This is a genomic window from [Empedobacter] haloabium (genome assembly GCA_008011715.2).
GTDB lineage: Bacteria > Pseudomonadota > Gammaproteobacteria > Burkholderiales > Burkholderiaceae_D > Rugamonas > Rugamonas haloabia.
Genome location: CP136508.1, coordinates 5618569 through 5634122 on the forward strand (window position 1 = coordinate 5618569; position 15554 = coordinate 5634122).

The window sequence follows — 15554 nt, forward strand, 5'->3', positions numbered from 1 at the left end:
ACGATCAGAACGCGTAGCGCGCGCTGACGGTGAAGTAACGTCCGAAATTATTGTGCAGGCCCTGGTTATAACCAGCCTGGGCGACAAAGCTCGTGCTGATACCCTGCGACGGATCATACGGGGCGCGCTTGTCGAACAGGTTTTGCACGTTCAGGTTCAGCGTCAGGTTCTTGAAGCCGGTGTACGTATAGCCGAGCCCCACCGTAATCCAGCGGGCGATCTTGCAGTCCGGATAGTACGCTTCGTACAGGGGCACGGTACCGTTCCGGTTCGGCTCGGCATCGGTCGGCTGGGCCGTGCCATAGTGGCAGAAAGGCTGATCGTAGATCGTTTCGGCGTTGACATAGCGCTTCAGCGACACCGTGCCGACGTAGTTCACGGAAGCATTGACGGCATGGTCGCCCCGCGTCCAGGTGCTGGCGACGTTGAACTTCAATCGTGGCAGGTCGATGCCGCTGGACAGGTTCCAGTCGTAGATGCCGGCATTGCCGCCCACCAGGTTGTGTTCGATGTCGCCCGGATGCTGCGCCAGCGAATAGTGCGTCATGTAGGTGCCGTTCAGCTTGGTGCTCAGGCCACCCCACTCGCCCAGCTTGGCGCGATGGCGGACTTCGAAGTCGATACCGCGGACTTCGGTCGAGCCCTGGTTTTCCCATGGCAGCCTTACCATCAGCAGCGGGCCGGTGTTCGGGATCGGCGTGCCGTTGGCATCGGTCACCCAGTTCGCCGGATTCGGATCGCGCACGACGTTGGCGGGATTGCGGTCTTCGTTCTTGATGGCTTCAAAGGCCGAACCCTGCACGACCTCACCCTCCTTGCGGATACGGAAGTACTCCACCAGGAAGTCCAGGCTGCTGTTGGGGGAGTAGATGGCGCCGAGGGAGAAGCTGCGCGATTTTTCCGGCACCAGGTCCGGATTGGCACCGCCCGTCCCTGCAGCGGATTTGGCGCAGTCGACTTCGGTGGCACCCGGCTTCGGCGTGCGCTCATCGGCTTCGCAGCGGCGACGGTCGAACAGGTCACGCAGGAAGACCTGCGATCCGCCTGGCGTGACCTGCACCAGGGCCGGCGCGCGGAAGCCTTTGGCGTACGTGCCACGGAAGGCCAGGCCGTCGAAGGCCGTCCACTTCACGCCTACCTTCGGCACGTAGTTCGTTTTGATGCCCGGGTATTTGTCGGCACGGCCCGCGAAGTCCATTTCCAGGTTCTTCAGCAGCGGCGTGCGCAGTTCGACGAAGGCCGATTTCACATCGCGCTCGCCGTCGATAATGGAATTGACCAGGCCGTAAATATCGCCAGCGGCCAGTGCGGGCGTCGGATCCAGCTCGATCTTCTCGCGCCGCAACTCAACGCCGAGCGCCAGACCCATGGCACCGCCGGGTAGCTGGCCGAATTCGGTACTGGCCTTGGCATCCCACTGCAGGATCGAGGCCCGTCCTGGATTGGTAACGTCCTGTGCAATGGTCGGGTCTGCAGCCAGCGCGGCCAGCGACGTTCCGGTGTTGAGCTTGCGCAGAGTAGGCAGGTAAAGCCGGTCGTAATACGTGTCTTCTTTCTCAGAACGATTCCACAGCAAGCCGGTATCCCACGTCCAGCCGCGCAATTCCCCATTCGCACCGATCAGCACGCGCGTACTCTCGTTGATGACTTCATTGCCGCCACGCAGGTTGGCGAACCGGTAGCCCACCGAGGCGCGGGCGTTCGGGAAGGGGTTGTCCGGATGCCCGATCTCCAGGATGGCCTGGAATGGCTCGGCGACGCCAGTCGCCGTGAAGTTGTTGACCGAGGATTGGCCCAGCGTGATCGGCGTGCCCGTGTAGCTGCGTTCCGAACGCGAGTACGCCACCTCGGCGTAGGCGCGGGCGGTTTCTCCCAGTTTCAGCACGCCGCGGCTCATCACGGTGGCGTCCTTGCCCTCGCTCTGCGCTTCGAGGAACTGGTTGATATCGTAGTTGCAGAAGGTGCGGCCTACCCACACACTGGTGGTCGGAAAGCCCATCTGGGTCGAGCCCACGAGTTGCTGGGAGGGGTCGCACGCCAGCGTCGTCCGCAGGCGGTCGGCGGCATTGGCGCGGTTGACCCCGAAGTTCTTCGATCCGGGCGAGCTCTCCCGGTAGAAGGTCGGGTATTGCGACACCTGGCTCCCATACGGTGTCGCGAAGCGGCCGTTGAGCTGCTGGTACTGGGCGAAGGCAATGTCCTTCACGTCCCGCAGCGCGGTGCGGTCGCGCTTCGAGACATCGGCGGTGAAGAAGATGTTATAGCCATCGTCTTTCAGATCGCCTTTGCCCCAGGACGCCGTGGCACCACGACGGGCGAATTCGCCGTCATCGTTGGCGCTGGCGCGCGCGCCGAACTCGAAGCCCTGGAAGTTCGATTTCGTGATGAAGTTGATGACGCCACCGATCGCGTCGGAGCCGTACACGGCCGAGGCCCCGTCCTTCAGGATCTCGACCCGGTCGAGCGCCGTGATCGGGATGCTGTTCAGGTCATACAGAGTGGAATTGCCATCGTTCGGATCGGCATAGGCGGATGGCGTCATGCGCCGGCCATTCAGCAGGATCAGGGTCGATGTGGACGAAAGGCCCCGCAGCGATGCCGTGGCGACGCCGCGCGAGAAGCCACCGTCGGTCGTATCGTAATTGCTGTCACTGCCAATGGCAGGAACGAAGCGCATCAGTTCCTGGACCGTTTGTGCGCCCGTGTCCTTGATGTCCTGTGCCGTCACGACCTGTACCGGCGATGTGCCTTCCTTGTCGACGCGCTTCAGGTTGGAACCGGTGATGTAGACGGTCTGGCTCGGCTGCGCGGGTGGGGTCTGCTGTGCCAGGACGGCGGGGGTGGTCAGTGTCATCGCTACCGCAACGACACTCTTCTTCAAAGTGAACTGCATGCGTTTCGCTCCCGGATATTGTGATTTGTGCGTCCCATTAAGATGTCCTAATGGTTCTTAGCAATTTCTCACAGGTACGGTTGGGTTATCAAAAGGTTTAGCCTTTCTTGTAGTTTTTGGACACTTTGTGTTGCGCTTTTACGCCACTCGGATTTGATTATTCTGCCTTCGCGTGGCGCGACCATATTTTATTTAGAAGCCATGCTTATTCCGTTATGCGCGAGGCGCATATGGACGAGCAGAAGAAAGACGGGAGGATTGTCGGCCGAAGTGTTCGGCCCAAAAAAAAACCGGAGCCAAGGGCTCCGGTTTTTCAGGCGGGACGGCGAACCGTCCGGCACGAATCGATTACTGCAGCTTGATTTCGACGTCCACGCCAGCTGGCAGGTCCAGCTTCATCAGGGCGTCAACGGTCTTGTCGGTCGGATCCACGATGTCCATCAGACGCTGGTGCGTACGGATTTCGAACTGGTCGCGCGAGGTCTTGTTGACGTGCGGGGAACGCAGCACGTCGTAACGCACGATACGGGTCGGCAGAGGAACCGGACCTTTGACCACGGCGCCGGTGCGCTTGGCGGTGTCAACGATTTCCAGAGCGGACTGGTCGATCAGTTTGTAGTCGAAAGCCTTCAGGCGGATGCGGATCTTTTGATTCGGGGTGGACATGCTAATTCCTTAAAAAGAACGAACCGGGCAAGGACGCGCCGGCAATGTGTAAGGTCGTGCAAAACGGGTACTGCGCAGGGCTGCAAACAACGGTAAGGCTATCTACAACTGAGCGGGACCGGCATGATAGCACGGTCCCGCCCTGTACTGCTATCGCTGAATCGCCGAAGTGGCGATCAGCGACACCTTGGCATGATTAGCCCAGGATCTTGGCAACAACGCCGGCGCCGACGGTACGGCCACCTTCGCGGATTGCGAAGCGCAGACCTTCTTCCATCGCGATCGGGTTGATCAGCTTGACGGTGATCGACACGTTATCGCCTGGCATGACCATTTCCTTGTCCGCTGGCAGTTCGATCGAACCGGTCACGTCCGTCGTACGGAAGTAGAACTGTGGACGGTAGTTGTTGAAGAACGGGGTGTGACGGCCGCCTTCGTCTTTCGACAGAACGTAGATCTCGCCCGTGAAGTGGTTGTGCGGCTTGATCGAGCCTGGCTTCGCCAGAACCTGACCACGCTGAACGTCTTCACGCTTGGTGCCGCGCAGCAGCAGACCAACGTTGTCGCCGGCTTGACCCTGGTCCAGCAGTTTGCGGAACATTTCCACGCCGGTGCAGGTGGTCTTGACGGTGTCGGTGATGCCGACGATTTCGATCTCTTCGCCGACCTTGATGATGCCGCGCTCGACACGACCGGTCACCACGGTACCGCGGCCGGAGATCGAGAACACGTCTTCCACTGGCATCAGGAAGGCGCCGTCCACAGCGCGCTCAGGCGTTGGGATGTAGCTGTCCAGAGCGTCGGCCAGACGGATGATGCAGTCTTCGCCCATTTCGCCTTGCTGGCCTTCCAGCGCCATACGTGCCGAACCCTTGATGATTGGCAGGTCGTCGCCTGGGAACTCGTACTTCGACAGCAGCTCGCGCACTTCCATTTCGACCAGTTCCAGCAGTTCCGCGTCGTCGACCAGGTCGCACTTGTTCAGGAACACGATGATGTATGGAACGCCAACCTGACGGGCCAGCAGGATGTGCTCGCGGGTCTGTGGCATTGGGCCGTCAGCGGCGGAGCACACCAGGATCGCGCCGTCCATCTGGGCAGCACCGGTAATCATGTTCTTGATGTAGTCGGCGTGGCCTGGGCAGTCGACGTGAGCGTAGTGGCGGGTAGCCGTTTCGTACTCGACGTGGGCGGTGTTGATCGTGATGCCGCGTGCTTTTTCTTCCGGAGCAGCGTCGATCTGGTCGTAGGCTTTGGCTTCGCCGCCGAATTTCTTCGACAGAACGGTTGCGATTGCCGCGGTCAGGGTGGTCTTGCCGTGGTCGACGTGACCGATGGTGCCAACGTTCACGTGCGGTTTAGTCCGCTCGAACTTTTCTTTTGCCATTTTAATTCTTCCTTAGAACTATGATTTAAGGTTGTCCGGCCCGGGGGATGGCCCCGGGCCGGCAGAGGGCCGAGGCCCCCTTGCTACATGCTGTTACTTGGCTTTCGCGGTGACGATAGCGTCGATCACGTGCTTCGGTGCTTCAGCGTAGTGCTTGAACTCCATCGTGTACGTTGCACGGCCTTGCGTTGCGGAACGCAGCGAGGTCGAGTAACCGAACATTTCCGACAGCGGTACTTCGGCCTTGATGATCTTGCCGCCGCCGCCCGGGATTTCGTCCATGCCCTGCACCATACCGCGGCGGGACGACAGGTCGCCCATCACGTTACCAGCGTAGTCTTCCGGCGTTTCCACTTCCACGGCCATCATCGGCTCCAGGATGACTGGCGATGCTTTGCGGCAGCCTTCCTTGAATGCCATCGAGCCGGCCATGCGGAACGCGTTTTCGTTCGAGTCGACGTCGTGGTACGAACCGAAGGTGACGGTAACTTTGACGTCAACGACCGGGTAGCCAGCCAGCACGCCGGTGTTCAGCGTTTCGCGCACACCCTTTTCCACCGCAGGGATGTATTCGCGAGGAATCACACCGCCCTTGATGGCGTCGACGAACTCGAAGCCCTTGCCTGGCTCTTGCGGTTCGATCGTCAGCACGGCGTGGCCGTATTGACCGCGACCACCGGACTGCTTGACGAACTTGCCTTCCACGTCGGTGACGGTCTTGCGGATCGTTTCGCGGTAAGCAACCTGTGGCTTGCCGACGGTCGCTTCCACGCCGAATTCGCGCTTCATGCGGTCGACGATAATTTCCAGGTGCAGCTCGCCCATACCACCGATGATGGTCTGGCCCGATTCTTCGTCGGTCTTGACGCGGAACGACGGGTCTTCCTGTGCCAGGCGGTTCAGCGCCAGGCCCATTTTTTCCTGGTCGGACTTGGTCTTCGGCTCGACTGCCTGCTGGATGACCGGCTCAGGGAACTCCATGCGTTCCAGGACGATCATCGAGGTCGGGTCGCACAGCGTTTCGCCGGTCGTCACGTCCTTCAGGCCCACGGCAGCGGCGATGTCGCCAGCGCGCACTTCCTTGATCTCTTCACGCTGGTTGGCGTGCATCTGCAGAATACGGCCCAGACGCTCCTTACGGTTCTTGACCGAGTTCAGCACGGTGTCGCCCGAGTTCACGGTACCGGAGTACACGCGGAAGAAGGCCAGCTGGCCGACGAACGGGTCGGTCATGATCTTGAATGCCAGCGCCGAGAACTTCTCGTCGTCGGCGGCCTTGCGGGTGGCAGGCTGCTCTTCTTCGTCCGTACCAGCGACCGGCGGGATGTCCAGCGGCGACGGCAGGTATTCGATGACGGCATCCAGCATGGCCTGCACGCCCTTGTTCTTGAAGGCGGTACCGCACATCATCGGCACGATTTCCGATGCGATGGTGCGCTGACGCAGGGCCTTCTTGATCTCGGCTTCGGACAGGTCGCCCTCTTCCAGGTACTTGTTCATCAGGTCTTCGCTGGACTCGGCAGCGGCTTCGACCATCTTCTCGCGCCACTCGGCGGCGGAATCAGCCAGCTCGGCCGGGATGTCCACGTAGTCGAACTTCATGCCCTGGGACGCGTCGTCCCAGATGATGGCCTTCATCTTGACCAAGTCGATCACGCCCTTGAAGTTTTCTTCGGCGCCGATCGGGATCTGGATCAGGACAGGGTTGGCCTTCAGGCGGGCACGCATCTGCTCGTAGACCTTGAAGAAGTTGGCACCGGTACGGTCCATCTTGTTCACGAAGGCCAGGCGAGGCACCTTGTACTTGTTGGCCTGACGCCACACGGTTTCCGACTGTGGCTGCACGCCGCCCACTGCGCAGTAGACCATGCAAGCACCGTCCAGCACGCGCATCGAACGTTCCACTTCGATGGTGAAGTCAACGTGGCCCGGCGTGTCGATGATGTTGATGTGGTGCTCTGGGAAGTTGTTGGCCATGCCTTTCCAGAAGCAGGTGGTCGCCGCGGACGTGATGGTGATGCCGCGCTCTTGCTCCTGCTCCATCCAGTCCATGGTTGCTGCGCCGTCGTGGACTTCACCAATCTTGTGGTTCACGCCGGTGTAGAACAGCACGCGCTCGGTGGTGGTCGTCTTACCGGCGTCGATGTGAGCGGAGATACCGATGTTGCGGTAGCGCTCAATGGGGGTCTTGCGGGCCATAATTAATCCTAAATCTTTTAATGGACAAAACCGAGCAGCATTTTTTCAACCAAAAATGTGCCCGGCTTGAACAACAGATAAGGCCGGAAATTCCGGCCGGAATTTTTAGAAGCGGAAGTGCGAGAACGCCTTGTTCGCTTCTGCCATGCGGTGCACCTCGTCACGGCGCTTCATCGCGCCGCCGCGGCCTTCCGCAGCTTCCATCAGCTCACCGCCCAGGCGTTGTGGCATGGATTTTTCGCTGCGCTTGTTGGCGGCTTCACGCAGCCAACGCATGGACAGGGCCAGGCGGCGTACTGGACGCACTTCAACCGGCACCTGGTAGTTGGCGCCACCGACGCGGCGGGACTTCACTTCCACCAGCGGCTTGGCGTTGTTGATCGCTGCGGCGAACACTTCCAGAGGATCCTTGCCGGACTTCTGCTGGATGTGGTCGAACGCACCGTAGATGATGTTTTCAGCGACGGACTTCTTGCCCGACAGCATCAGAACATTGACGAACTTGGCGACTTCGGTGTTGCCGAACTTTGGATCCGGCAGGATTTCGCGCTTGGGTACTTCACGACGACGTGGCATTTCTATTTCCTTCCTGTCTTCAGTTGAGTGCCTCTGGGCACTCGCGCAAGGCCATCATGACCTCACACTTACTCGGTCTCGCGACCGCCTCAACTCAATTAAATTGCAAGAAATTACTTCTTGGCGGCTTTAGCGCGCTTCGCACCGTACTTCGAGCGAGCCTGCTTACGGTCTTTGACGCCCTGGGTATCCAGCGAGCCGCGAACCATGTGGTAACGCACACCTGGCAAGTCTTTCACACGACCGCCGCGCAGCAGCACGACGCTGTGTTCCTGCAGGTTGTGGCCTTCACCGCCGATGTACGAAATGACTTCGAAACCGTTGGTCAGACGCACTTTGGCGACCTTACGCAGAGCCGAGTTAGGCTTCTTCGGAGTGGTGGTGTACACGCGGGTGCACACGCCACGCTTTTGCGGGCAGTTTTCAAGTGCCGGCGATTTGCTCTTCACGACCGCGGCGGTACGTGGGTTGCGAATCAATTGATTGATGGTTGGCATCGTTCTAAATCCAACAAAATTGCTGCTGTTGACATCCCGGGTCCGGCGGACCGCCCCGGGGGCTAAAACCTGATCTCATCCGCGCCTCGCGCCTTGCCCCGGTCGATGCAGGCAGCGCGTATACCATGCGCAGACTAAAATGAGAACTCGCGAGTATAAGGCTTGCTCATGGCCCAGTCAACCAGTTTGCAAATTAATTAGGCAAGGCAACCATGGGCCCGCGGGCGCGGCCGGATGTGCGGCCCGTCCGGCGGAAAAGCACTGATAATAGCGGGCAATTTCCTTGCTATTTGTGTATGCGACCGTTGCTGCGCCCCGCCCCCCTGTTCGTCCTGCTGAGCTATCTGGCCTTGTCGGCAGTGCCCTATCTGCCCCTGTTGCTGGGCAAGCCCATGCCTGCGGCCTGGCCCGTGCTGGGCATCGAAATCGTTGCCTGGACGACGGTTTGGGCGCTGTTCGGGCGTCCGGCCAGGTTCCATTGGCTGCTGATTCCTGCCTTCATGGCGCTGCCGACGGAGATCTACCTGCTGGTGTTCTACGGCCAGGGCATCTCCACGCACCACCTCGGCATCCTGGCCGAGACCAGCCCGATGGAAGCGATGGAATTCCTCGGCAGTAAAGTCTGGTCGATGCTGGTCATCATGGCCCTGGTCGCGATCTGGTGGGTGCTGGCGTTCCGCGCCGCGCGCCAGAGCCCGGACCTGCACTGGCAGGGCGCGTCGCGCTGGACGGCGCTGGGCCTGCTGGCCGTGTTCGGCACGCTGGCCGCCTATGGCTGGGAGTTCGGCACGACACGGCCGCCTGCGCCGTCCGCTTCCGCTTCCGCTTCCGCTGCGGCGTCGGCCGATCGCGGCGTCCACCTGACCGGGCTGGCATTGCCGCCCCTGCCCGGCTGGGCGCAGCCGCCGGCGCGCTTCGACGCGTTCATCGACTCCTGGCCGTTCGGCCTGGTCGCACGCGGTGTCGATTTCTACCGCGAGCGCCGCTACCTGGCGGCACTGAACGAAACCAGCCGCAATTTCCGCTTCGGCGCGCACCAGGCCGCGCCGGACGACACGCCGGAAACCGTGATCATGGTGCTGGGCGAATCCTCGCGCCGCGACCGCTGGAGCCTGTTCGGCTACGCCCGCCCCACCAACCCGCTGCTGGCGCAGGAACCGAACCTGGTGCCGCTGAACGACGTCATCACCTCCGTCTCCGCCACCCGGCTGTCCGTGCCCGTGATCATCTCGCGCAAGCCGGCGCGGCAAAGCCTGGAGGACGGCTTCAACGAGAAATCGTTCCTGACCGCCTATAAAGAGGCCGGTTTCCGGACCTGGTGGTTGTCCAACCAGATCTCGTTCGGCAAGTTCGACACGCCTGTGTCCGTGTTCGCGCGCGAGGCCGACGTGGTCCAGTTCACCAACCTGGGCGGCTTCACCAACCGCTCCAACTTCGACGAGGTGCTGTTCGAACCGCTGCGCCTGGCGCTGGCGGACAAGGCGCCGAAAAAACTGATCGTGCTGCACTCGCTGGGCAGCCACTGGAACTACAGCCAGCGGCATCCGAAGGCGTTCGACAAATGGCAGCCGTCGCTGTTCGGCATCGACAAGCCCGTCTACACCGACCTGGCCATCAAGCCGCAACTGAACAACAGCTACGACAATTCAATTCTCTACAGCGACTGGTTCCTGGCCCAGGTGATCGGCCAGCTGAAGGCCTCCGGCCGCTCGGCCGCGCTGCTGTACGTGGCCGACCATGGCCAGACGCTGTACGACGGCAACTGCAAGTTCGCCTTCCACGGGCACAACACCCAGCACGAATTCCGCGTGCCGGCCTTCATGTGGTACTCGGACCAATACCGCGAGCGCTATCCGGACAAAGTGAAGCAATTGGTGCGCCACCGCAAGGCACGGCTGGCGACCGAAAACATGTTCCACACCCTGCTGGACGTGGCCGACATCCGCTATCCCGACGACCGCCTCGACTGGAGCTTCGTCAACGGTGCCTGGAAGAAGCACACGCGCTACGTCGACAGCTACGGCTGGACCGACTACGACAACGCCACCGTGCGCGGTGACTGCCGCGAGATCATCGCGAAGAAGCCGGCACGCAAGCGGTAGGAATGCGCCAGGACAGTCCCGGACCATGCCGACACCACCGCCGAGTCCGTGTCAGCTTTCGTGCCTGCCCCCGATGGCAAACACGGCTGCTTGCCGCAGACACTGTTGCACCCAGCAGCAGAGAGCTGGGGTCAGACCCGCCGGGTCTGACCCCGGTTTCCGGTCTCGGGCTGGAAATGCGCCAACGCTCCTCAGAGCACCGGCGGCGGCCCCGCCTCTTCGCCCCGCGCATGCCGGCTCAGCCACTGGAACACCGTGACCGCGTTGCATTCGATCGCGCTGTCGAAGCCGCTGTCGGCCAGCAGGCGGATGCCGTTGGTTGCGCGCAGTACGCCGGGGCGCACCGTGACGCCCTCCCCTGCCGCCTCTACGCAGAATGGCGCCAGCCGGTCGCGCAGCAGCGGGGCCAGCTCCAGGTTGTGCGACGACACCAACACCAGGTGGTGCCGCGCCAGTTCGTGCAGCACGGCCGTCGCCGCCGACACCGATTCCAAGTGATTGGTGCCCCGGAAAATCTCGTCGATGACGAACACGGCCGGCCCCAGCCGCGCCAGCGCCAGCAGTTCGCGCGCGCGGCGCAGCTCCGCCATATATAAGCTCTCGCCGCTGTCCATCGCGTCCTCGCTGTGCATGCTGGCGTACACCGGCAGGTTGGGCACCTGCGCTGAAGTCGCGTAACAAAAGCCGAACGCACGAGCAACGACCAGGTTCAGGCCGAGCGTGCGCAGCAGCGTGCTCTTGCCCACGCCATTCTGGCCCGAGACGAACGCGCCCGTCCCAGCAACCAGCCTGAAGTCCACCGGCGCCGGCCGGGCCAGCAGCGGATGGACGACGCCGCGCAAGTCCACGGCGCGGTCGTCGGACTGCCCGGCCCAGCAGAACGTCGCACTGGCCTCCAGGTGCCGCGCCAACGTGCAATCCGCTTCCAGTTCCGCCACCAGCCGGTAGCTGGCACGCAGGAAGTCAAGATGCTGTACCAAGGCCGCGCGGCTGGCGAAATAGCGTTTGAGGTTGGCCTGCAGCAGCCAGTCGCGGTACTCGCGCTGGCCGGGGATGCTGTCCGCCAGCGACAGCGCAAAGCGGCGCCGCAGCTTGCCGGCCTGCGCCGCGTCCGGCGCGAACGGGGCCAGCAGGCCGGTCGGGTCGGGCAGATTGCCCAGTGCCTGGTGGACGTCCAGCAAGGTGCGCAGCGGCAGCAGGACGCTGTCCCATTCCTGCGTCCGCTCATGCCAGCTGGCCTGCAGCGCCACCAGCACAAAGGTCAGCGCCACCGCGCCCACCCAGCCCAACGGGACGAAAAACGCCAGCACCAGGCTGGCCAGCCACGCGACCGGCAACAGCGGCAGCCAGCGTGCCCAGCCCGGCGCAGGCGCCAGTGGCGTGCCGAACAACGAGGGAACGACGTCGGCCTCGGCCCGGCGCAGCGGCCGGCATGCCTGCACCAGCTGCGCCAGCAGGTCGGGCGCAGCCAGCAGAGCACGTATGCGCGCCGGTTCGGCGGGCGCGGCACCGTGCAGGCGGCGGTGCAGCGCCTGGCGGCCGAACAGGCTGCTGCCCGCGCCCAGTCGGTCGGCATAGTCGTCCAGCAGCAGGTCGCGCGTCGTCTGCGCATCCATGCCACGCTCGTCCGCCGCCGCTGTCAGCAGATGAAATCGCGCGATCGCGGCGCGACCGAACGGGTGGTCGACGATACGGTCGTCGCCATTGGAAAACAGCCAGCCCATGCATACCCCAGTGGATTAACATTGAGCAATATGCGACGGATTGCCAATAAATCAAGCGAGCAACGACGCGGACAGCCGCGGACAACGCCGGACAGCGGACAGTCAACAGCAAAGTCACGCAAAATCAGCAACTTATAATATGGCACGGTTCCTGCAACGCAAGCGGCACCGAGCCACTCACCACGTTTGCCATGATCCGCGACACATCTCACCAGGACACCGTCATCGCCGCCCCGCCCGGCAGGGCCCGGCGGCGGCGCCTGCTGCTGGCCGCCGGCGCGCTCGCCGTGGCGGCCGCCTTTGCCGCCGCCTTCGGCAGTTGGCGCGGCAGCGAACATGCCGTCAGCGCCAGCCGCCTGCGCATCGCCGAAGTCACGCGCGGCACGCTGGTGCGCGACGCCGCAGTCAACGGCCGCATCGTCGCCGCCGTCAGTCCCACCCTGTATTCGACGGCACCGTCGTCCACCGTCACGCTGAAGGTGCGCGCCGGCGACACCGTGCAACGGGGCGACGTGCTGGCCGTGCTGGAATCGCCCGACCTGACCGACGAACTGAAAAAGGAGCAATCGAGCTACCAGGAGCTGGCGGCCGAGGTGGCGCGCCAGCGCATCCTGGCGCGCAAGCAGAAGCTGCTGGCGCAGCGCGATGCCGACACCGCCGAGATCGAGCGCCTGTCGGCCCAGCGCACGCTGGAGCGCTATGACGGCGTCGCCAACGAAGGCGTCGTCGCCAAGATCGACTACCAGAAGGCCAAGGACGCACTGCGCGCCGCCGAGATCCGCGCGCGCCACGCCGGCCAGGCTTCCAACCTGGAACAGGACGATGTCGAACTGGCGTTGAAAACCAAGTCGGCGCAGCTGGAACGCCAGAAGCTGACGCTGGCCAACGCCCAGCGCCGCGTCGACGAGCTGACGGTGCGCGCGCCCGTGAACGGCTTCGTCGGCACCCTGAACGTGGCCAACCGCAGCGTGGTGCAGGCCAACACCCCTTTGATGACGCTGGTCGACCTGTCGGCGCTGGAGGTGGAGCTGGAAGTGCCGGAGACCTACGTCAACGACCTTGGGCTGGGCATGCGCGCCGAGATCACCGTCAACGGCGCCACCGCCACCGGCAAGCTCTCGGCGCTGTCGCCGGAAGTCGTCAAGAACCAGGTGCTGGCGCGCGTGCGCTTCGACGGCCGCCAGCCGGACGGCCTGCGCCAGAGCCAGCGCGTGCAGGCGCGCCTGCTGATCGACGAGAAGCCGAACGTGCTGCTGCTGCCGCGCGGCCCGTTCGTCGAATCCGAAGGCGGCCGCCACGCCTATGTCGTACAAGACGGGGTAGCCGTGCGCACGCCGGTGCGCCTGGGCGCCACCAGCGTCAACGCCGTCGAAATCGCATCCGGCCTGAAACAGGGCGACAAGGTCGTCGTCGCCGGCACCGAAACGTTCGAGAACGCCGCGCGCGTCTCCATCAACCGCTGACCCAACATCACCAGATCACGAGGCCACCATGCTGCGCATGCAAAACCTGAGCAAAGTCTATCGCACCCACATGATCGAGACGCACGCGCTGCGCGGCTTCGAGATCCACGTCCGCCAGGGCGAATTCGTCACCGTGACGGGACCGTCCGGCTCCGGCAAGACGAGCTTCCTGAACATCGCCGGCCTGCTGGAAGAATTTACCGATGGCGAATACATCCTCGATGGCGTCAACGTCAAGGGCATGGACGACAACGCCCGCTCGCGCCTGCGCAACGAGAAGCTGGGCTTCATCTTCCAGGGCTTTAACCTGATCCCGGACCTGTCGCTGTTCGACAACGTCGACGTGCCGCTGCGCTACCGCGGCTTCAACGCGGCCGAACGCAAGGAGCGCATCGAGGACGCGCTGGCCAAGGTCGGCCTGGCCTCGCGCATGAAGCACTTCCCGGCCGAACTGTCCGGCGGCCAGCAGCAGCGCGTGGCCATCGCGCGCGCGCTGGCCGGCTCGCCCAAGCTGCTGCTGGCGGACGAACCGACCGGCAACCTCGATACGCAGATGGCGCGCGGCGTCATGGAGCTGCTGGAGGAGATCAACGCGCAAGGCACGACGATCCTGATGGTGACGCACGATCCGGAACTGGCCGCACGCTCGCAGCGCAACGTGCACATCATCGACGGCCAGGTGTCCGACCTGGTGAAAAAGTCGCCCACGCTGGTGGCGTAAGGAGCGTCCATGTTCGCCTATTACTTCAAGCTCGGCCTGCGCAACCTGCGCCGCAACCCGGCCCTGACGGCGCTGATGGTGCTGACGCTTGCCGTCGGCGTGGCGGCCAGCGTCAGCACGCTGACGATCCTGCACGTGATGTCCGGCGATCCGATCCCGCACAAGAGCGATCGCCTGATCGTGCCGCTGATCGACAACGGCCAGCTGCAGGGCTACGCGCCGGGCGACAAGCCGGACGACGACCAGATCAGCTACCGCGACGCCATGAATCTGCTGGCCAGCAAGCAGGGCATTCGCCGCACGGCCATCATGGGCACGGGCGGCGCGATCGAACCGGAGCGCAAGGACATGCCGTCCTTCGCCGCCACCGGCCTGGCACCCACGCGCGACTTCTTCGCCATGTTCGACGTGCCTTTCCTGTACGGCCAGGCGTGGTCGGAAGCGGACGACCGCGCCGGCGCCGACGTCATCGTCCTGTCGCGCAAGCTGGCGGAAAAGCTGTACGGCGACGTCAATCCGGTCGGCCGGCGCGTGCGCTACAACGGCTTCGACTTCCAGATCGTCGGCGTGATCGAGCGCTGGAACCCGATTCCGCGCGCGCACCGCATCATCGGCAAGGGCGCCTTCGACGACGAGGACGAGCTGTTCGTGCCGATGGCCAGCGCCACCCGCCACGAATGGTTCAACAACGGCAGCACCACCTGCTTCGACGACCGCGGTCCCGGCTACCAGGCCTGGCTCGATTCGGAATGCACGTGGATCCAGTTCTGGTTCGAGCTGAACACCGTGGCCGACCGCCCCGCCCTGCAGCATTGGCTCGACGCCTACGCTGCCGAGCAGCGCAAGCTGGGCCGGCTCAAGCGCAATGCGCCGAACAAGCTGTACGACGTGATGGAGTGGCTGGCGTACCAGAAAGTGGTCGGCAACGACAACAAGCTGTCGGCCTGGCTGGCCTTCGGCTTCCTGCTGCTGTGCCTGGTCAACACGATCGGCCTGCTGCTGGCGAAGTTCTCCGTGCGTGCCCCCGAGGTGGGCGTGCGGCGCGCGCTGGGCGCGTCGCGCCGTGAGATCTTCCACCAGTTCCTGACCGAGACTGCCGTCGTCGGCCTGGCTGGCGGCGTGCTCGGGCTGCTGCTGGCCTGGGGCGCGCTGGCGCTGATCGCGCTGCAGTCGAAACAGCTTTCGCTGGTCGCCCGGATGGACTGGACGATGCTGCTGACGACCTTCGTCATGGCGGTGGCGGCGGCCATGCTGGCCGGCCTGCTGCCCACGTGGCGCGCCTGCCAGGTGACGCCTGCCCTGCAACTCAAATCCCAATGAGGCCGT

Annotated in this window: 11 protein-coding genes; 4 read left to right on the forward strand and 7 right to left on the reverse strand. The window is 63.4% G+C overall.

Annotated features, from left to right (window positions below; genetic code table 11):
• Positions 1-4: 4 nt before the first annotated feature.
• From E7V67_024475 to rpsL, 6 genes are all read right to left on the reverse strand, one after another.
• Positions 5-2893, reverse strand: coding sequence for a TonB-dependent receptor (locus tag E7V67_024475; protein ID WUR12812.1), 2889 nt, complete (start codon positions 2891-2893; stop codon positions 5-7).
• Between the two features lie 348 nt (positions 2894-3241).
• Positions 3242-3559 carry a 30S ribosomal protein S10 gene (gene rpsJ / locus E7V67_024480; GenBank protein ID WUR12813.1) on the reverse strand — a complete coding sequence of 106 codons (318 nt, stop codon included), beginning with the start codon at positions 3557-3559 and terminating at the stop codon, positions 3242-3244.
• A 196-nt stretch (positions 3560-3755) separates the two neighbouring features.
• Complete coding sequence (gene tuf / locus E7V67_024485; protein WUR12814.1) at positions 3756-4946, reverse strand: elongation factor Tu; 1191 nt, start codon at positions 4944-4946, stop codon at positions 3756-3758.
• A gap of 93 nt (positions 4947-5039) precedes the next feature.
• Positions 5040-7145: an elongation factor G gene (gene fusA, locus E7V67_024490; GenBank protein ID WUR12815.1), complete on the reverse strand. Its 2106-nt coding sequence runs from the start codon at positions 7143-7145 to the stop codon at positions 5040-5042.
• Positions 7146-7250: 105 nt separating this feature from the next.
• Entirely contained in the window at positions 7251-7721 is a 471-nt protein-coding gene (gene rpsG / locus E7V67_024495; protein ID WUR12816.1) for a 30S ribosomal protein S7, read from the reverse strand.
• A gap of 113 nt (positions 7722-7834) precedes the next feature.
• Positions 7835-8218 (reverse strand): 30S ribosomal protein S12, encoded by a 384-nt coding sequence (gene rpsL / locus E7V67_024500; GenBank protein ID WUR12817.1) that lies wholly within the window; start codon positions 8216-8218, stop codon positions 7835-7837.
• A gap of 296 nt (positions 8219-8514) precedes the next feature.
• On the opposite strand from rpsL, the gene E7V67_024505 reads away from it, so the two are divergent.
• Entirely contained in the window at positions 8515-10320 is a 1806-nt protein-coding gene (locus E7V67_024505) for a sulfatase-like hydrolase/transferase (GenBank protein WUR12818.1), read from the forward strand.
• 191 nt (positions 10321-10511) lie between these two features.
• Here the strand turns inward: E7V67_024505 and E7V67_024510 are convergent, their stop codons facing one another.
• A complete protein-coding gene (locus tag E7V67_024510; protein WUR12819.1) occupies positions 10512-12044 on the reverse strand; it encodes a DNA mismatch repair protein MutS in 1533 nt (510 codons plus the stop codon).
• A gap of 191 nt (positions 12045-12235) precedes the next feature.
• Here E7V67_024510 and E7V67_024515 point away from each other — a divergent pair, with 191 nt between their 5' ends.
• Genes E7V67_024515 through E7V67_024525 form a run of 3 tightly spaced genes read left to right on the forward strand, consistent with a single transcriptional unit; the run spans position 12236 to position 15548 of the window.
• Positions 12236-13507, forward strand: coding sequence for an efflux RND transporter periplasmic adaptor subunit (locus tag E7V67_024515; protein WUR12820.1), 1272 nt, complete (start codon positions 12236-12238; stop codon positions 13505-13507).
• Positions 13508-13535: 28 nt separating this feature from the next.
• Positions 13536-14228 (forward strand): ABC transporter ATP-binding protein, encoded by a 693-nt coding sequence (locus tag E7V67_024520; GenBank protein ID WUR12821.1) that lies wholly within the window; start codon positions 13536-13538, stop codon positions 14226-14228.
• Between the two features lie 9 nt (positions 14229-14237).
• On the forward strand, positions 14238-15548 hold the full coding sequence (locus tag E7V67_024525; protein ID WUR12822.1) for an ABC transporter permease: 1311 nt from the start codon (positions 14238-14240) through the stop codon (positions 15546-15548).
• Positions 15549-15554: the final 6 nt, after the last annotated feature.